Genomic DNA, 19,464 nt, shown 5'->3' with positions numbered 1-19,464 from the left:
TATGACACCCGTTTTCATAACAACTATTTTTGTACTTTTAATCCCAAACAAAGCCAAATATTCCATGCCATTTTACATCAATAAAGAGCATTTATTAAACGAAATTGAATATCCAACCCGATATCAGGCAGAAAATCTCCTGAAAAGTTCTGCGATTGTATTTGCTGCGATTTTTGTGTTTCTTTTATTATTTGCACCATTTGGCGTTTATGAGCCTGAATTCAGACTTAATTATTTCCTGATTTGTTTCTTTCACGCTTTTTCGCCTGCATTGATTTTGTTTTTATATTTCGGAACCTACAATTACATCAAGCATAACAAACTCAAAAATTGGACATTACTACATGAATATATTCACGTTGGCCTATTTTTGCTTTTGTCCGGAATTGCCAGTTTTTTAATGCGCGATTTAATATATAACAATCCAAATAATTGGTCATGGCGTTATTTGTATGAAGAAATACGAAACTGTTTTCTCGCAGGAATCCTTTTTTATTTTTTCCTCAGAATGGCAGGTTTTTATTTTAAGTCAAAAAAAGGATCTCCTTTTATACTTCAGTTTACTCCACTTGAAATCAAAATACAAAAAACAGCAGTATCTCCTACCCTTTTCATCAATACGCAAGTCAAACAAGACGATTTTACTTTAAACTTAGAAGATTTGTTATTTGTAAAAGCCGATGGAAATTATATCGAACTCACAAATTCAAATAACGAAGAAGCGACTGTAGAACTCAAACGAATTTCGCTCACACAATTCGAAAAACAAATCGCCGATTATCCGCATTTTTTCAGATGCCACAGAACTTATTTAGTCAATATGTTTAAGATCGAAAAAGTAAACGGAAATTCTCAGGGTTACCTTTTATCTTTTCACAATACCGATGCAAAAGTTCCCGTTTCCCGAAACCAGATTGAGAGTTTCAACAATTGTTACAACCAACTCCGAAACCTACAGATAGCCTAAGCTTGTCGTTCGTCACAAAAGCTTGTTAGTGATAACAAGGCCGCTTACAACCGTATTTTCTTGTTGTAGGTTTGTCCTCAGAAACACTAAATTAAATCTGTTATGACAAACCAAAACGCAACTTTATCTAAAGATTTACAAGAGCCAAATCAGCTCATTTACATCAGCAACATCAAAATACTATTGACCATATTGGTTATTTTGCACCATACTTTTATAGCGTACAGCAATTCAGACGGCTGGTATTATACAGAACCCACTACTATTTTTGGCGTGCTCATTCCCGTAAAAATGTTTATCAGCGTGAACCAGTCTTTTTTTATGGGCTTTTTCTTTATGCTGGCCGCCTATTTTACCGATTCGTCTTTTACCAAAAAAGGCACTTTTAAATTCATTACCGATCGTTTAATCCGATTAGGAATTCCGTTAGTATTTTATTCTCTTGTTATTTCACCTTTTACGAGTTATCTCGTGTATTATTTTGCTCAGGAACATCATATTACCTTTTTGCAGTATTTAAGCGGTTACGATACCTGGATCGATGTTGGCGTAATGTGGTTTGTATTGGCTTTGCTTGTGTTTACCTTTATTTATGTAATCGCAAAAACAGTTTTCAAAATCAGTTTCGAAAACACATTGCCCGTTCCCACATCACGAACCATACTTTTATTTGCACTCGTATTAGGACTTGTAAGTTTTGCCGTTAGAATTATATTTCCTGTAGGCTGGGTGCTCAAACCATTCGGATTTCAATTGGGACATTTCCCGCAATACATCGCCTTTTTCATTATCGGATTATTGGCTTCCAAAAACAATTGGTTCCAACAGCTTTCTGAAAAAACCAGAAAACGTCTTACCCTTTCTTCATGGTTGTGTTTGGTCTTTTTCCTTGCATTTTTCGTAATCAGACTCACCGTAAAAATGCCTGTAGAATGGTATTCAGGAGGTTTTCACTGGCAACAACTACTCTACGCCATCTGGGAACAATGGATAGGACTTTCCATCTTAACCGTTATTCTCATTAAAGGAAGAACAAAATGGAACCAATCAACTCCATTGCTAGCTAAAATATCCCGTTACAGTTTTGCGACTTATATTTTTCATCCCGTGGTTATTGTCGCTTTTACCCTGGCCGTAAGAAATTGGGGGGTAGATCCTGCTTTAAAACTTCTTGTAGTTTCTCCGTTGATAGTTGTGGGGAGTTTTGTTTTTGGGGGATTGTTGATATTGATTCCTGGGGTTAGGAAGATTATTTAAAAAATTATTAATCAGAAAACGGATTTGTTAATTGTGGAAAGCTCAACTTATATTGGTTGGGCTTTTTTTGTTTGGTGTTTTGTAAAACGGGTATAAATACTTGGCGTTGCGTTTTTATTTATTACTACACTTGTTGAGAACAAATTTTAGTTGATTATGGTTTTCCGTAAAGTGGTTGATTATTAATTATTAACCTTTGTTTTTATATTTTATTATTATAGTAATGGTTTCTTTAAAATAATTTATAAAACAAATAATCAATTAAACTAAAAGTAATCAAATTATTTAATAACAAATAATCATTTATGGAAAAAAGATCTAAATTAGAATATATAAAATTGGAAGATTTAAAACTTGATATCAATAATCCAAGATTTGCTGAATTATATAAAGGAAGTACAGAAGAAGAAGATTTAATTTTTTACTTATTAAATGAAGAAGCTGCAGAAGAAATTGCAAAGGCCATAGCTAGAAAAAATGAATTTTATGAAGATAAGGCTCTTTGGGTAATTAAAGATATTGATGGTAGATATTCCGTTAGAGATGGAAATCGTCGTTGTGCTGCGGTTAAAGCTTTACAATTACCTGGAAAATATTTACTCGCTGGAAATAAAATGATTATTAAAGAATTGCCAGTATATATTTACGAGAATGAAGATGAGTTAAAATCAAGGATTAGCGAGGAACATGCAGCATCTCTATTTCGTAGTTGGGAACGAATAGCAAAGGCATTGCAAATATTGGATCTGGCTGATAATGGTAAAAATGAAGAAATGAGTTCATTAGATTCAAAACCTGGGGATTTTATAAAATTAGGGTCATTTTATAAGGAAGCAGTCACACATGGTGATGAAGAGTTTAGAAAGCAAATAAGAAGAGGTCGAGGTAAAACCGGAGGCAAAACTATTATTTATGAACGCCTATTTAGGGACAGTAAACTCTGTGGATATAAATTCAAAAACTCACCCTCATTTAAAATTGAGATAATTGATAACAATACATTTAAATCTTACATTATAGCATTAGTTAAATATATTAAGGAAAATCCTGATGTTAAAACTTCTGACATTGATAAAGATAAACTTTTTATAAAAAAATTAAAAGATTATGGATTTGATGCTTATGCAAAACCTATGCTTTCAAATCAAAGTAGTGTAGTTTATCCAAGCGAAGAGTCATCTAACAACAGTTCTCAAGTACCTACCGCTGTCCAAGCATTAAATGTGCAATCTTCAAATGCAATAACATCCGACACTTCAATGGACAATAGTGTAACACCCATTTCAAATTCTGCTATACCTTCATCCAATGTAGTTCCAATAGTATCTTCCAAACGTGGAACTGTTAAAAAATATCCTGATATTAAACGAAAACAATTGCCTCCAGGTTTAAAAGATAGGATTGACGAGTATTTTAAAAATTTAGATAGTATCACTGCACCGAATGCAAAAATAGCAATGGGAAGAGTTTTATTCGAATGTATAATGAAGTTTGTTATCGAAGAAACAAAATATAATGGTCGAACTTTAATGTCGAAATCTAATTATTTCAATACAGTTTATAGTGATACAAAATTTACTGATTTCAGAAAAATGAAGCATAAATTTATTGATTTAATTACTTCAACAAAAGATAGAAATGCAATTTTATCTTTTGATCTAGATCATTTACATCAAGTTGTACATAACTACAAAGTAAATGGAATTAGTACAGTAGGAGACCAAGTAAGTTCGAATTTAATCGAATTAGTAGAATTCATGCTCAAAGATGAAGCCGATTTACTACTTTCGCTAGACCTAACTAAATTATAATATTTATGTTCTACTCACCATTAAGATATCCTGGGGGAAAGAACAGGCTTTCTGCTTTCCTAGCTAAAATTTGTATTGATAATAACATACATGGGCACTATGTAGAACCTTATGCAGGTGGCGCTTCTGTTGCTTTGTTTCTGTTATTAGAAGGTTATGTTAGTAAGATCACTATTAATGATAAAGATCGTTCCATTTTTGCTTTTTGGCATTCAATAAAGAACAATTGTATAGAACTTTGTAACCTTATTGATGACACCGAAATTACTATAGAAAATTGGTACAAACAAAAAGAAATTCAAAAACAAAAAGAGGATATTGATTTACTAACACTTGGCTTTTCAACATTATTTTTAAATAGAACTAATAGATCTGGTATTATAAAAGGTGGCGTAATTGGTGGTATCAAACAAGATGGAGATTATAAAATTGATTGCCGATTTAATAAAGACGAAATTAAACAAAGAATAAAGTTTATTGCAAAATATAGTGAAAACATAGAAGTCTTAAATGATGATGCTATTGATTTAATAGATAAAATCCAACTACAAGCTATAAATGAAGGAACAATTTTTTATTTTGACCCTCCATATTATCTTAAAGCAGATCAATTATATATGAATCATTATATGGATGAACACCATAAAGGTGTAAGTGATAAGATAAAAGCAATTCAAAATATACATTGGGTAGTTTCATATGATGATAATATCAATATTGAAAAATTATATTTAGATCTACCTACTAAGAAATATTCATTTAATCATTCCGCCGGAGTATCAAAGTCTGGAAAAGAAATTATGTTTTTTAGTAATGATTTAAAACAACCTAATGTAAAAGATTATAATCCTGTTAATTTTAAAATTAAAATAAATAAAAGTCGAAAGGAAATTATATACAAACATATCTAATTGAATTAATTAAGAATAAAATTTTTAGAAAAACAATTTAATCAAAAGGTGTCCAAAACCATGAAAAAACATATACGGTTATATAAACAAATTTTACGAATTAAGTGTAAACCGAATATCGAAACCCTCGACAAGGAAATAATTAATCGATGTAAATCAATAAGAAATATTGGGAAAAAAATAAAAATTCCAGAAAGAGATCTACCAGCAACAATAATTGGAGCTATCTATAATAGACATTATAAAATTGACGAAAGTAGAACTTTAAACGAACCTATTGATCCATCACTTAAATCAAAATTGACAAATAAACTTGGTAAAATAGGTACAGATAATGGAATAAATGTTATTGGAAGATGTGCCGAAAATCAAACTGCTAACTATTTGCTACTTTTCAAAAAAGCAAAAAAAATCGAAAATATAAAATTTACAAAGGCTTATAGACCTCGAACTGCTAGAGTTATCAAAAGATGTAATAATTGTTTAAATATATTCGGGCAATAATGGCTTACAGTTTATCTTACCAACTAGATCATGACATTGATATATTTTTAAAAATTCATAATCATCACATAATTCATATTGCTTCTGCTGGTGCAATTTTACCAAATGAACTATCACAACTAGATAAGTTATTAATAGAAAATAAATCGATCATATATGATATAGATCATAAGACTGATATTTTAATTAATCCCTATTTAGATGAACTTATGCAATTCAAAAATAAAAGAGAAAAGGATTTATATCTTATAGATTTTAAAAGAATTGCATCTAAAGGAATTATAACATTTGATAAAACAGTAGTAGAAGATTGTAATGATCCTTTTTATCATTTAGTGGCATATCCACACGATAATATTGGATTTCTAAACATTAAAAATATAATTCCTATTGAAACTCCAAGGTATATTTCAAATAAAATTGAACAAAATATTCAAAATAATATAATTGATTCCATCATGGGAAAAGAATATGATAAATTTGAATTATTTAAAAATATATAATAAATCCCGATCTCTCGGATGTATTTATAGATAACGATAGCAAGGATTTATAATTCGTGCCCGCAAAGTATTCTAAAATACTAAATTTTTACAATCGTTGCGAGCACGGATTACAAATGAGCGCTATCAAACATGATTTCAAATCTTCCAATTCCCAAAAAATTTCAATAACTTTGCCCACAACTTATGCAGGCAAACCTCAGAGAACATATCGAAAAAATAATTCCGCTTACCGATGATGAGTTTGCGTTTGTAGCTTCTCATTTTACCACTAAAAAGTTTAAGAAACATCAATTTCTTATTCAGGAAGGCGATCCGGTTAAATATTCTTATTTTGTTATTTCGGGGCTTTTAAAGTTGGTTTATACCGATAATTCGGCCAAGCAGCACATTGTTTCTTTTGCTATGGAAGATTGGTGGGAAAGCGATTATTATGCCTATTTTACACAAACCGAAGCCACAATGTCCCTCGAATGTCTGGAAGATACAGAAGTTCTTTGCTGTACGCTCGAAGATTATAAAAAGCTTTGCGACGGCTTGCAAAAAATGGAACGCTTTTTTCTCGAAAAAGCTACTTCTGGTTTTCTGGGATCGCAGCGCCGCATTATTTCCTGGCAAACTTCAAATTCTAAAGAAAGATACGAACAGCTTCTTAAACAATATCCTTTACTTTTTCAGCGTGTTCCAAAAAGCCTGATTGCTTCATATCTTGGCGTTTCCCGCGAAACGTTGAGCCGTTTATCTTCTTAAAGTTTAGTTTCCGTTTTCAGTCTCAGTCTCAGTTATAATTGGGCTGAAAAATTGGTTTCACGCAGATTTTGCAGATTTCACAGATTTCATTAATACTTTTCTCTTTTTCTTTCTTCTTTTCTCTTTCTTCTTTTCTCTTTCTTCTTTTCTCTTTTTTCTATTCTCTATTCTCTATTCTCTATTCTCTATCCTCTATCCTCTATCCTCTATCCTCTATCCTCTATTCTCTATCCTCTATCCTCTATCCTCTATCCTCTATCCTCTATCCTCTATCCTCTATCCTCTATCCTCTATTCTCTATTCTCTATTCTCTATTCTCTATTCTCTATTCTCTATTCTCTATTCTCTATTCTCTATTCTCTCAAAATGTGACATATCTCACTTCATAATAGTGAGAAATGTCAAGAGCTTTTTCCTGATGTTATACCCAACTTTGCAGTATTAATTTTAAACTGTAATCGTGAAAAAAACATCAAAAATTTTAGCATTACTACTATTAACCGCGATGCCAATATTCGCACAAAAAGCTAAACAAATGGAAAAAAGAATCATCAATCCCTGGGAATGGCAAAATGAACGTAGTTATAACCAGGCCGTAGAAGTTAAAAATCCGGAAGGAACATTGTACGTATCAGGACAAGCAGCCGTGAACGCCGATGGAACTTCAAGCAATGAAAACATGGAATCGCAAATAAAATTGGCCCTGAATAATCTTGAAACGGTAATCGCCAAAGCCGGATATGAACCTAAAGGAATTGTCAGGTTAACTATTTATACAACCGCTACCAATGAACTTTGGCCCCATTTCAATATCATTCAGGATTGGATTGCCAAACACGGTGTTCAGCAAGCTACAAGCTTAATGGAAGTAAAAAGCCTGTTTGAAACCCTGAAAGTAGAATTTGAAGCTACTGTAGTGAAATAATTATTTTCTGAAAGATAAATAAGCTGTGTTTCTAATGAAAAGACACAGCTTATTTTTTGTTTTAAATTTCCCTTCGTTCTTAATAAAACTTAAAATTTTAAAAATTTTCGATAAAGCAAAAACCAACTTCACGATTTGATCGTATGTAAGGGTAAGACGACGTTTCTGAATGAGATAAAATCAATAACGAGATAAAGTTCAATATTGTCACGTTTTTTGGAAAGACATTGAAATTTATCTTATCCCTGAATTGTCGTCTTATTTTTTATTCAATTATGAAGAAGATTATAAAACTAAGACCCACGAAGACTTTTATTAAAAGTATATAAGGATATAGTTGAGAATAATTGTCAGGTTTAAATCTTATTAATTTTCTAAAGTTTCAATAAGATCAATCATATCGAGTTTAATAAGTTCCCAATGTTTACCTCTGAGACATATTGGCTCAAAATCATCATCTGCCAAAGTAAAATCAGTAAATTTTTCTTTCAAAAATTTACTGTCATGTATATAAGGATATCTTTTTTCATGTAATGCAAACATTTCATTAATATTGAAATCCTGGCAAAGCTGATCGATATCCCAGAAATCTTTCTTTCTCCCGGTTCTTTGAATTACATCGAGTTTCATAGCAGTAATTTCTGCTTTACTGGCTAATCTTAATATTCCAAATTGTTGTACATCATCAATAAAAGGATCTGTATAAAAAAGGTCAAGCTTAATATTATCTTTATCATTGTTACCAACATAATATGATTTCCCCATTCCTATGGGTTCAATATTCAAACTGTCCACATAAGTGTATTGAGATTGAAGATAGCTGTCAATAGCTTTAAAATCTAAACTCCCATATTCTGCATCACTAAACAAATCAATATCTACAGACATACGATGTCCGTAATAAAGACTAAGCGCAGTTCCGCCAACAAGCCGAAAAGAGGAGAATTCTTCAGCAAGCATCAAATCTTCTAAAATACTTTTAAGAAGTGGTGTGACGGTATTAAAATACAATGACATTTTTAGTTATTTAAAATACTATTAATGGTTTCAGTGCCATAAAAACGCGTAATTTCTTTTTTTTCCATATCATTTCCACGTTCAAAAATTCTTTTTATAATGGCTCTTTTTTGTTTTTGCCAATCTATTTTATTCATATCAGTATCCCAAAATAATATCGGGCGAAGCAATTCAATATTAGGAGATATATTCTTCTGAGTTATATTTTGTTTCTTTTTCTCAAGTTCAATGTCATAATAAACCTGTAATACCATAAAATAACCCTCTTCTATTCCAAGCAAATTTTCAATCTTAAGCGCTAAAGATGTGTTCATTTTTCGCTTACCTTTTGTAATAGCCGTGAGAGTCTGTGGGAATTCTCCAAGAGAAAGTGCAAACTGTCCTTTTCGAAGTTGACGCTTTTCCAATTCTCTTTCCAAAACAAATCCGGGATGAATTCCTTTTATGGTATTTATATCTGTTTTCATAATACAAAAATAAACAATTTTGTTTACACAAAAATGTTAAAAATTGAATTAGCATCTTTACTCATGATAATTTTAAACAACCGGAATAAAAGCCGCCACAGGATTCTTTAATTTCCCAACAAACTGAAGACTGTCAATAGGATCTGCCAAGTCTAACATTTGTTTATTATTTCGCAATTGCAAACGGTTTAAACAACAAGCATCAAACTCAGAAACAAACAAATTGTATTTTTTGAATTGCTCTTTTAAATGTGGCTGATCTTCCTGATATTGCGTTATACAATCTGCAACGCACGACCAGAAATCTTCTTCAGAAAGTGTTTTTGATTCTGCTAAAATGGCCGAAAGAAAACGGAAATAAAACTGAAAAACATCATTAAAAATGCATAAGATTTTCAACGGTTCTTTCATGTTGATCTGAATGCGTTTTACTTTTTCCGGTAACGGAATTTCTCCATTAAAAACCATTACTTCTTCGGTAATATCTTTCATGATTGCTTTTAAGGGAACGTGATTTTCTAAAACCAAAATCAGGTTTTCGCCATGTGGCATAAAAACCATTTCGTGCTGGTAAAAACAATGCAATAATGGCGACAGATAAGCGTTGAGATAACTTTTAACCCACAATTTGGCGCTAATTCCCGATTCTTTTATCAACTCACTAACAAAAGAATTCCCTGACTGATCCACATGCAACAGAGCAGCCATTGTCATAATCTTTTGATTTTTAGACAATTTCGGCATCGGACTTTCGCGCCATAATGTGGCCAGCATCTTGTTATGCGGAATACTTCGGCCCAAAGGCTCGTATAAAAAATTGCGATAGCCAAGCGTTGCGACTTCGCCTAATAATGTAAATCCTTTTTGTTGCAGATACGCATCATTTTCAACCAGATTCGCCACCCATTCGGTAATTGCAGGCGTACTTTCCATATAATATGGCGAAAGTCCGCGCATGAAACCCATATTGATAACAGAAAGTGCTGTTTTTGCGTAAAATTTCTCCGGCGAAGAAATATTAAAAAACGTTCTAATCGATTGCTGTGCAGAATATTCGTCTTCTCCATAACCCAGACAAATCAAATGTGCTTCAGCAACATCCGGAGCAAAAATCAAAACCAGTTTATTGAACCATTGCCACGGATGAACGGGAAAGAAATAATAATCTTCAACATTTAAATTTTGAGATTCTAATACATTTTCGAATCGTAAAATCGTTTCAGCATCTAATTCCTGCTGCAATACTTTTTGGTAATCTAAAGTTTCAATTGCCGTAAAAGTAGCCTTGCTCCTATGCCCTGCCAACCACAACAATTGTACAGGCGCATTGGCTTCCGGAGAAAAAGCCGTAAAATCATCAATATTAAAACCGTTTTTACCGCTGTTGGCCACAAAACACGGATGCCCTTCTGTCATCGCATGTTCAATGATTTGGTAATCAATATCTAATAAATCTTTTGAATTGTATTTTTCGTTCGCAATTTTATATGCAGTGCTGTACAACGTACTTGTAATTTCTTCTAAGTACGTTGGTAAAAGGCTTTCGCCGATACCCAAATGATCTTTAAATTCAATTATAAATTCTAATAAACGCAATGGAGATTCAATCCCGTTTTTTGTCTTTTTAATTGATTCAATGGCAATTGACCAATGATTTAAGGCTAAAATTGAAGCTTTAAAAGTATATTCAACAGTTTTATCAGGCGAAGAAATACTATATAAATTATCGCTTTTTAAAACAGGAACAATCAATAATTCGTGTGCAAATTCACTTAACGTTTTTTTGAGCAAAAGCGCATTCGCTTTGTCCCAATTTTGTTTTGTTAAGTGCTGTATATTCTGGGTTGGTATTTCCATTTTCATAAATTAAACCGATTGTAATGCCTTGTAATAATCTTCACGGGTGCAAAACTCTAAGTGCGCTTTTTTGTGTGGTAATTCTAAAACGTGTTGAAATACAAAACCTGCTCTTTTGTTCAGTAAATGAATTTTATGATTTCTTGCGTCGGGTTCAACCACAATGCGCTGGCTTTTTGAATCTGAAAAAATGAAGTCTAGAATTACGGTAAAAATATTCCAGGTAAAATTCGGGATTACTTTTTCTGACGGCGCGACCAGTATGTGCATACCTTTATCGCCTTTTTGCGATTCGTAATATTTACCTACAATATCATTTTGAGGATCGTAACATTCTAATAAAAAAGCCACTTCCTTATTAAAAACGCCGATATAAACCTGCGTTTTTTCAAGAATATTGTAATACGTGTTTTTTACTTCTTCTACAGAAAAACCATTCATTTCCCAATAAACGGCATAATTGCGATTGACCCAATTGTGAATCAACGGAATATCGTTTTCCATATCAATTGGTCGCAGCTCAAAAACACCTAAACCGGGAATCGTTTTTACAAAAACAACATCTGTCGCGACATCATTTTCCGGATGCGTTATTATACTATTCATCTGTTAAGGTTTTAAGCGATTATTTTTTTATACGGAGCAATTGGGTTTTGCAGTTTTCCCTGAAATTGTAACAACGCCACAGGATCGTCAAGATCAATCATGGTTTTGTTATTGTTTAATTGTAAACGGTTTAGGCAAGACAACTGAAATTCATTGGCAAACAAATCGTATTTCTCAAATTTTGCTTCCAAATGCGGATTAGCTTCCTGATAATCAGAGATACATTCTGCCACCAATTCCCAATAACGATCTTCAGAATAATTATCACTCGTAACCAAAATGGCAGACATGAAACGGAAAAATCCATCAAAAACATCAATAAAAATCGATAATAGTTTTACGTCTTCGGGAACTTCAGCATAAATTCTGTCTATGTTTTTCGGGATTTCTACGTCTGGATTTAAAATCACAGCTTCTTCGGTAATATCTTTCATGAAAGAACGCACCGGAACGTGATTTTCTAATCCTAAAATCAGGTTTTCGCCATGTGGCATAAAAACCAAATCGTATTGGTAGAAACAATGTAATAACGGACTCAAATAAACTTTAAAATATTCTGCAAGCCATGAATCTATTGATAATGAGGAAGCTTTTATAATTTCTGACAATAACGAATTGCCATCTTTATCTAAATGTAAAAACGCCGCCATTGTCATTAATTGCTCGTCGTTTTTGAGTTTCGCAACCGGACTTTCTCTCCATAATGAAGCAATCATTTTGTTGTACGGATTGTGTTTTCCAAAGCTTTCAAAATACGGATTGATGTAACTTACAGAAGCCACTTCTCCCAACATTCCAAAACCTACTTTTTGCAGATATTCGTCACCGCTTAAAAGCTGATCTAACCATTCGGCCATTTCCGGCGCAGTTCCTAAATAAAATACCGGTAAACCACGCATAAAGCCCATATTCAGGATTGAAAGTGATGTTTTGGTATAGAATTTCTTCGGATTACTTAAGTTGAATAAGGTCCTGATCGATTGTTGTGCCTGATATAAATCTGGTCCGTAACCCACACAAATCAATTTTCCTTTGGCAATTTCCGGCGAAAATAAATTGGCCAGTTTATTGAACCATTGCCATGGATGCACAGGAATAAAGAAATAATCATTCGGATTTTGTCCTTTTTCCTTGATTGTAGTATTAAATTTTGAAATGGTTTCTGTGCCTAATTCCTGTTGAATCAAAGTATCGTAATCCAGTTTTTTTGTTCCCGCATAAACCGTTCTGTCGCGATGTCCGGCAAGCCATAAAATCTTAAACGGGTTTCCGGCTTCGGGCGCGTAGGCTTTGTAATCCATGCTGTTGTAGCCAATTCTTCCGTTGTTGGCCACAAACCCAGGATGACCTTCCATCATAGCTTGTTCAATGGTTTGAAAATCAGAATTAGCCAATGATTTTGAAGTAGAATTTTCCTTTAATAACTTATAACAGCTTCCGTAAAGTGTACTGATAATTTCTTCGATATACGACGGCAATAATTGTTCTGAAATTCCTAAACTGTTTTTGAATTCCTGAATAAAATCAACGGCATCCAAAGCTTCCTTTTTTTCATTTTTGTATTTTAAAATAGAATTTACTTCTATATTTAAATGATTCATAGCAAGCTCTTGCGCCTTAAACGTATATTTCACCGAAGTATCATCAGAAACCAACGAATATTTGTTTGTATTTTGTACACCAAATTCTAAAACGGGTTCGATTAAAAGCTCGTGCGAAAACTCACAGATGGCTTTTTTAATCAATAAACGATTGGCTTTATCCCAAACTTCGGGCTGTATATGTATAATGGCTTTTTCGGGAAATTCTAATTGATTTTCGGTATTCATTTCGGTATAATTAAGGTTAAATGAATCTATTTTTTTGATGAATTGTTCTCGCGTACAAAAAGCAAGCAAGGCCGTTTTATGTGGTAAATTGACAACATGTGCATCTTCAAAACCTACGCGGTGGCAGATGTCGAACATTTTTTTGTTTCTGATATCCGGCTCAACCACAATACGCTGAATGGTTAAATCCCTGAAAACAAATTTCATAATGCTCGAAAAAATATGCCACGTAAACTGATGCACAGGTTTTGTTGACGGCGCTACAATTACATGCATACCGCAATCATATTCCTGAACGGCATAATAATTTCTGATTATATCTTGTTTTGGATTGTAACGTTCCAGTAAAAAGGAAACTTCACCATTTACCAATCCGATAAAAACATCCGATTCTTTGGTTATTTTTTCATATTCTAACTGAACTTCTTCTAATTTTTTTCCCTGCATGCCCCAATATTGGGCATAATCACGATTGACCCAATCATGAATTATCCTTGCATCAGTTTCCAATTGCAACGGACGAAAATCTATCGTACCGAAATCCGGAATTGTGGTGCTATAAATAGGATTATATGTATTCATTTTTTATACTATTTAAATTAATATTTACTTCATTCGTAAATGAAGTTTGCCACGAATTACACTAATTTTCACTAATTAATTAAGCGTAACGATTTGTGGTAATTGGTGAAATTCGTGGCAGAAATACTTTGCGTAGACGCACTGCTGTGCGCCTCTACGATAAAACCTTTTTACATATTAATAAAATGATTTCAACTATTTACAAGCACTTCATTACGATTTTTTCGTTTAGAGCGTAATTGTGTTTTGATTTCGTTGTAAACCAATTGAACAGTAAGACTGGTTCCGATAACAACCGGAAATAAACCTAAAACAATCCATTGATCGTGTTGCCAGAAACCAAAAACATACATTCCCCAATTGATCAAAACCCATTGAATTACATATAAACTCGTAACATTTTTACTGCAGAAAATCAGCACATTAAATACATTATTATTTTCTTTAAACAGATGAACAACGATGTTAACAAACCAATATAAAACCAGATTTAATCCAAGTAATAAAATACTTCCGCCTGGTCCTAAATGGTAATAATCTCCAAAATGATATTCAGGATTAGAGAAATTTAAAATTCCGCCAACAGCCATAAAACCAAGTCCGACAAATAACATTTTCTTAAAAAATACTTCCTGATTTTCGTTTAGTTCTTTGTACCATCTTCCCAAAAACATTCCGATTAAAATAAACGCACTCCACGGAAAAACAGGAAAATAGACATTAAATTGATTGCTAAAAAACAAATCGCAGATGTAATCCAAACCTGTAATGCCAATTCTAAATCCGCTTAATTCTTTCGAAACGGAAATGATTAATAAGGCGACAGCAAGTGGCACGTATTTACTTTTACTAAAATGATTGATCAATCCCATGATAAACAAAGTGATTCCGGCCAATTGCAAGATATCGCCCAATAGCAAAAAGAAAATTCCTGTTTCTAAAGTCCCTGATTTTAAGCCGTAAGCCGAAACAAAAGCTTCGGGAAGCCCGCCAAAAATGAATTCGGGAACGAGGAATTTTAAAAAATTCATTCCGTAACCAACTGCCAGAATGTATAAGCCTCTTTTGCAAACAGCCAGAAAACTTTGTCGTCTTGATAACACAAAAGAAATTCCCATACTAACCAAAAACATCGTAGTTCCGCGGCCTAACCACAGGATAATTTCTCCTAAAACAGTATTTGTCTGGGTCGCAATTGTGCCGTAAATCAGCATGGTATGAATCATCATCATTAAAATAACACTTGTACCTCTGGCAATATCGATCGCTAAAACTCTCTTTTTTCTCTGAATTGTTTCCATAATTATTCGATTGTTTCAAATACTGGAGATTCGATAACTTCTGACACTGGAACACCAAATTCCTGAAAAGCAATTTTGGTTTCTATCGCGTAATGTTCAACTCCTGTAATTTCTTTGATTATATAAGAATTTCTGTAGCACGCCATTCCTAAATCGGGCGTAACAAAACCGTGTGTGTGTAACTCGGCATTCTGAACAAAAACTTCACTGGCATTATTGTCAATGCTGTAATTTCTGTTGGCGGCAAAACGTCCTTTTTCGTCCCATTGAATTCTGTTGGCAATTCCCTCCAAAAACTGGGGTAATTTATAACCGTAACCAGTTGCCAAAACTAATGCATCGGTTTTATGACGGTATCTTTTATCCTGTTCAACCTGATGTAATTCCAATTCAAAAGACTGGTTGTTTTCGTCAAAAGAAGCTTTTGTACAAGCTGCATTTGTTCTAAGGTTTACATCAATTTCTGTGATTACTTTTTTGTTGTAAATGGTATCAAAAATCGTTGCAATCAAATCTTTATTGATTCCTTTGTACAATAATTTTTGATTTTTCAGCAGATGATCTCTTTTGTCTGAAGGAAGGTTGTAGAAATAATCCACATATTCCGGAGACGTCATTTCGAGTGTTAACTTGCTGTAATCCATCGGAAAAAAGCGAGATGATCTTGTAATCCAATTCAACTGATATCCGTAAACATCAATTTCCTGCAAAAGATCATTAAAAACTTCCGCAGCGCTTTGTCCGCTTCCTAAAACCGTGATTGATTTTTGTTTTTGAAGTTCTGCTTTATTCTGAATATAAGTCGAAGAATGAATTGCTTTTCCTTTTAAATTTTGACAGGATTTCGGAATGTGCGGTGCAGTTCCGGTTCCTAAAACAATCCTTTTTGTTTTGTAAATTGTCGTTACATCTGTTTTTGTACAAACGGTATTTACGATATAAAGTTCCAGGTTTTCATCGTATTCTATTGCCGTAACTTCGGTATTAAAAAATACGTTTGGTAATTTTCTAATAGCCCATTGGCAATATTGATTGTATTCGTTTCTTAACAATAAAAAGTTTTCACGAATGTAAAACGAATACATTTTGCCTTGTTCTTTGATATAATTCAAGAAACTAAACGGACTGGTCGGGTCTGCCAAAGTCACTAAATCGGCCATGAACGGAATCTGCAATGTTGTGTCCTGCAACAACATTCCGGGATGCCAGTTGAACGATTCGTTTTTATCAAAAAATAAACCGTCGAGATTTTCGATTGGTGCTGTCAAACAGGCTAAACCAAGATTAAAAGGTCCTACTCCAACAGCTATGAAATCGTATGTTTTATTTGTCATGATAATTTTAATTTTTTAATGAATATTCGTTTCCGTGGTGTACAATCAAATCGATAACTTCTTCGATATCCTGAGGCGTTGTTAGCGGATTTAAAAGGGTGAATTTCAGGAATACTTCATTGTAGACTTTTGTACTTGTAATGATGGCTTTTCCTTCATTAAAAATCGCTTTGCGGATGTAACTGTTTACGCCGCAATACGAAGTTTCTGTTCCGTTTTCGAATGGTGTGTAGCGAAATACTACAGCGCTTATTTCTGGTTTATGAATGATTTCAAAATCGTCTCTGTGGCGCAGTAAGTTGGCTGTAAATTGCGCATTTTCAATCGCTTTATCCATATAAGAGCTTAAACCTTTTGTTCCTATCATTCGTAGTGTAAACCACAATTTTAAGGCATCAAAACGACGTGTTGTCTGGATTGATTTTTTTACCATGTTTGGAATTCCTTCGTCTTCCTGTTCTTTAGAATTCAGATAATCAGCGTGGTATTTTATATAATCAACAAATGATTTGTCTCTCATAAAAAATCCGCTTGAACTTACTGGCTGATAAAAAGTTTTGTGGTAATCTATTGTAGCTGAATCTGATAATTGGATTCCGTCGAGTTTATGTTTGTGAGCTTCGCTGATTAATAATCCGCCGCCGTAGGCTGCATCAACGTGAAACCAAATGTCGTTTTCGTTGGCAACTGAAGCAATTTCAGTTAACGGATCAATCGAACCAAAATCAGTTGTTCCGGCCGTTCCCACAATGGCGATCGGAATATTCCCTAAATCTTTTTGCTGTTGAATTACTTTTTTTAATGCATTGGTATTCATCCTGAAATCAGGATCTACCGCAACCGGAATTACAGCATTTTGTCCTAAACCAAGCAAACTCAGGTTCTTCTTCAAACTAAAATGACTTACCTCGGAACATAAAACCCTGAATTTTGAGGCTTCAGGTGGTAATCCATCCATTTTTGGGTCAATTCCGTAATGTTTTTTGATGTAATGATCTCTTGCCAAAAGCAACCCCATCATGTTCGATTGCGTTCCTCCGCTGGTAAAAATTCCATCGGCATTTTTTGGATAACCTAATTTTTCAAGCGTCCATTCTACCAGTTTCAATTCGATAAAAGTTGCGCCTGTACTTTGGTCCCAGGTATCCATTGAAGAATTCAGGGAAGATATAAAAGCTTCTGCCACAAGTGTTGGCGTAAGAATTGGACAATTAAGATGCGCAATGTACTTGGGATTATGAAAATGAATACAATCGTCGAGATAAATATCTTTTAATTCGTCTAAAACATAATCCAGACTTTTGCCTTTTTTGTTTTCTTCGAGATAAATGTTGTCAATTTTTCTTTTTATAATAGAAATACTTGTGCCGGTAAATGGGGTATTTCTCTCTTTTAAGTGATTTCCAATTGTTTTAATGGCCTTTTTCATGCTTTTTCTATAAATCCCGATCGATTTATTATTGTTCGAAAAAACATGCTTTACATGCACATTATCAATTACAATTTCCTGAGGTAATGTTATTACTTTTTCTTGTGCTTCCATTTGTGGTATTTATTTAGATTGATTCTAAAGAATAATTTTAGCAAATGTATATTTGTCAGAAAATTAAATCAATACCACAAAAAAGCGAAAATTGTTTCTATATATGAGGTAGATAAAATACCTCATATATAGTAGGAAATAAAGCGTAAAATATTTTTAAATTATACGAAAATTAAGCTATTTTCTTTTCTAAAGCATAGAGAATCAATTCAGAAGTGGTGTGTCTGCCTGTTTTTTTCATAATGTTTTTACGATGCGTACGAAAGGTATGAATGCTTATAAAAAGATCAGAAGCGATGTTTTTACCATTGTTTCCCTGTGCTATTTGTTTCAGGATTTCGAATTCTCTAAGCGTTAGTTTTTCATCATCTGCTGAAGGCAAAACTAAAACATCCATAAGCGCATTTAATGTTTTGGGACATAAATAACGTTCTCCGTTTTGAATTTTATACAACGCATCATAAATGGTTTGCTCTTTGCAATCTTTTGATATAAAGCCATTTATATTATCTTTTAAAAAACTATCAATGGTTTGTTTGTTTTTAAAATAAGACAGAATAATGATTTTACATTTAGGAAAATTGGTTTTGATAATTTTCAAATCATCATCATAAAACAAAAAGATATTGTTGGGGTCGATAATCAGGCAATCGACATCATTTTTTTCCAAGCTTTTAAACAATTCTTCTCTTGAATTTACTACTCTCAAATTTGGTGTTTTAACCATCTTTTTTAGTGTGTGCCTCAATCCAATTATATGTAGGTTTTCAGAATCGGCAATCAGGAAATTTTTCATTACTATTTAGATTTGTTCTAAACAAAATTAATAATTAAATTGATTTATATAATAATTTATAGTGAAAAAATAGTTATTTTCTTATAATCATTGTGACCAATAGTAAAAAATGGAAGAAAAATGAGGGAATGCAAAAGGGATTTATTTAAAATTAAATATTAATTTCGTAAATAAAATCTTATAAATAAAATGAAGCAACTTAGAGATGCCAAAACTGGTGCAAAATATTCTATCGACAAAAAATTAGATATTGTCAAAACTGTAAAAACTACATCAAATAAATTAGAAGAATTGAAGACAATGCGTTTTGAATTTACAATTTAAGCCCGATAAATGAATAACTATGCGGAGTTTCTCGCGGAGATTTCTCCTGCGTCGAAATGACAAACTAGACGAAAACATTCTTTTGAAAATGATTGCCCTAGCCCCGATAGAAGAGGAAATCCTTTTATTTTTTTTCTTTAAAAAAATAAAAGATTGGAACGGATAGCGGGATTAGCTCCT

At 33.0% G+C, this 19,464-nt stretch carries 18 protein-coding genes; 9 read left to right on the top strand and 9 right to left on the bottom strand.

What is annotated here, in order from left to right; all coding sequences use genetic code 11:
- Positions 1-64: 64 nt before the first annotated feature.
- From RT99_RS05410 to RT99_RS05375, 8 genes are all read left to right on the top strand, one after another.
- Entirely contained in the window at positions 65-967 is a 903-nt protein-coding gene (locus RT99_RS05410; protein ID WP_042563724.1) for a LytTR family DNA-binding domain-containing protein, read from the top strand.
- 102 nt (positions 968-1,069) lie between these two features.
- A complete protein-coding gene (locus RT99_RS05405; protein ID WP_042563723.1) occupies positions 1,070-2,224 on the top strand; it encodes an acyltransferase in 1,155 nt (384 codons plus the stop codon).
- A gap of 305 nt (positions 2,225-2,529) precedes the next feature.
- Positions 2,530-4,035, top strand: a complete 1,506-nt coding sequence (locus tag RT99_RS05400) for a hypothetical protein (RefSeq protein ID WP_042563722.1) — start codon at positions 2,530-2,532, stop codon at positions 4,033-4,035.
- A gap of 5 nt (positions 4,036-4,040) precedes the next feature.
- Positions 4,041-4,946, top strand: coding sequence for a DNA adenine methylase (locus RT99_RS05395; RefSeq protein WP_042563721.1), 906 nt, complete (start codon positions 4,041-4,043; stop codon positions 4,944-4,946).
- 60 nt (positions 4,947-5,006) lie between these two features.
- Complete coding sequence (locus RT99_RS05390) at positions 5,007-5,450, top strand: hypothetical protein (RefSeq protein WP_042563720.1); 444 nt, start codon at positions 5,007-5,009, stop codon at positions 5,448-5,450.
- Positions 5,450-5,953, top strand: a complete 504-nt coding sequence (locus RT99_RS05385) for a hypothetical protein (RefSeq protein ID WP_042563719.1) — start codon at positions 5,450-5,452, stop codon at positions 5,951-5,953. Before RT99_RS05390 ends, RT99_RS05385 begins: the two co-directional genes overlap by 1 nt.
- A 186-nt stretch (positions 5,954-6,139) precedes the next feature.
- A complete protein-coding gene (locus RT99_RS05380; protein WP_042563718.1) occupies positions 6,140-6,703 on the top strand; it encodes a Crp/Fnr family transcriptional regulator in 564 nt (187 codons plus the stop codon).
- 535 nt (positions 6,704-7,238) lie between these two features.
- Positions 7,239-7,628 (top strand): RidA family protein, encoded by a 390-nt coding sequence (locus RT99_RS05375; RefSeq protein WP_042563744.1) that lies wholly within the window; start codon positions 7,239-7,241, stop codon positions 7,626-7,628.
- Positions 7,629-7,994: 366 nt separating this feature from the next.
- On the opposite strand, the gene RT99_RS05370 is transcribed toward RT99_RS05375, so the two are convergent.
- The 9 genes from RT99_RS05370 to RT99_RS05330 form a co-directional block, all read right to left on the bottom strand.
- The gene (locus tag RT99_RS05370) at positions 7,995-8,645 is read right to left on the bottom strand and encodes a nucleotidyl transferase AbiEii/AbiGii toxin family protein (RefSeq protein ID WP_042563717.1); all 651 of its coding nucleotides are present in this window, start codon (positions 8,643-8,645) and stop codon (positions 7,995-7,997) included.
- Between the two features lie 2 nt (positions 8,646-8,647).
- Positions 8,648-9,112 (bottom strand): plasmid maintenance system antidote protein, encoded by a 465-nt coding sequence (locus RT99_RS05365; RefSeq protein ID WP_042563716.1) that lies wholly within the window; start codon positions 9,110-9,112, stop codon positions 8,648-8,650.
- A 72-nt stretch (positions 9,113-9,184) separates the two neighbouring features.
- Positions 9,185-10,969, bottom strand: a complete 1,785-nt coding sequence (locus RT99_RS05360) for an IucA/IucC family siderophore biosynthesis protein (RefSeq protein WP_242607167.1) — start codon at positions 10,967-10,969, stop codon at positions 9,185-9,187.
- Positions 10,970-10,978: 9 nt separating this feature from the next.
- The gene (locus RT99_RS05355) at positions 10,979-11,575 is read right to left on the bottom strand and encodes a GNAT family N-acetyltransferase (RefSeq protein ID WP_042563714.1); all 597 of its coding nucleotides are present in this window, start codon (positions 11,573-11,575) and stop codon (positions 10,979-10,981) included.
- Between the two features lie 11 nt (positions 11,576-11,586).
- Positions 11,587-13,986: a GNAT family N-acetyltransferase gene (locus tag RT99_RS05350; RefSeq protein WP_042563713.1), complete on the bottom strand. Its 2,400-nt coding sequence runs from the start codon at positions 13,984-13,986 to the stop codon at positions 11,587-11,589.
- A gap of 191 nt (positions 13,987-14,177) precedes the next feature.
- A complete protein-coding gene (locus RT99_RS05345) occupies positions 14,178-15,287 on the bottom strand; it encodes a heparan-alpha-glucosaminide N-acetyltransferase domain-containing protein (protein ID WP_042563712.1) in 1,110 nt (369 codons plus the stop codon).
- 2 nt (positions 15,288-15,289) lie between these two features.
- Positions 15,290-16,621, bottom strand: coding sequence for a lysine N(6)-hydroxylase/L-ornithine N(5)-oxygenase family protein (locus RT99_RS05340; RefSeq protein WP_042563711.1), 1,332 nt, complete (start codon positions 16,619-16,621; stop codon positions 15,290-15,292).
- Between the two features lie 7 nt (positions 16,622-16,628).
- On the bottom strand, positions 16,629-18,164 hold the full coding sequence (locus RT99_RS05335; RefSeq protein WP_042563710.1) for an aspartate aminotransferase family protein: 1,536 nt from the start codon (positions 18,162-18,164) through the stop codon (positions 16,629-16,631).
- A gap of 172 nt (positions 18,165-18,336) precedes the next feature.
- Entirely contained in the window at positions 18,337-18,960 is a 624-nt protein-coding gene (locus RT99_RS05330) for a response regulator transcription factor (protein WP_042563709.1), read from the bottom strand.
- Positions 18,961-19,149: 189 nt separating this feature from the next.
- On the opposite strand from RT99_RS05330, the gene RT99_RS25785 reads away from it, so the two are divergent.
- Complete coding sequence (locus RT99_RS25785; protein ID WP_256365459.1) at positions 19,150-19,284, top strand: hypothetical protein; 135 nt, start codon at positions 19,150-19,152, stop codon at positions 19,282-19,284.
- Positions 19,285-19,464 lie beyond the last annotated feature (180 nt).

Source organism: Flavobacterium sp. MEB061, assembly GCF_000834715.1.
Lineage (GTDB): Bacteria > Bacteroidota > Bacteroidia > Flavobacteriales > Flavobacteriaceae > Flavobacterium > Flavobacterium pectinovorum.
The sequence above is the reverse complement of the archived record's forward strand: the minus strand, read 5'-3'. Positions and strand labels throughout refer to the sequence as shown.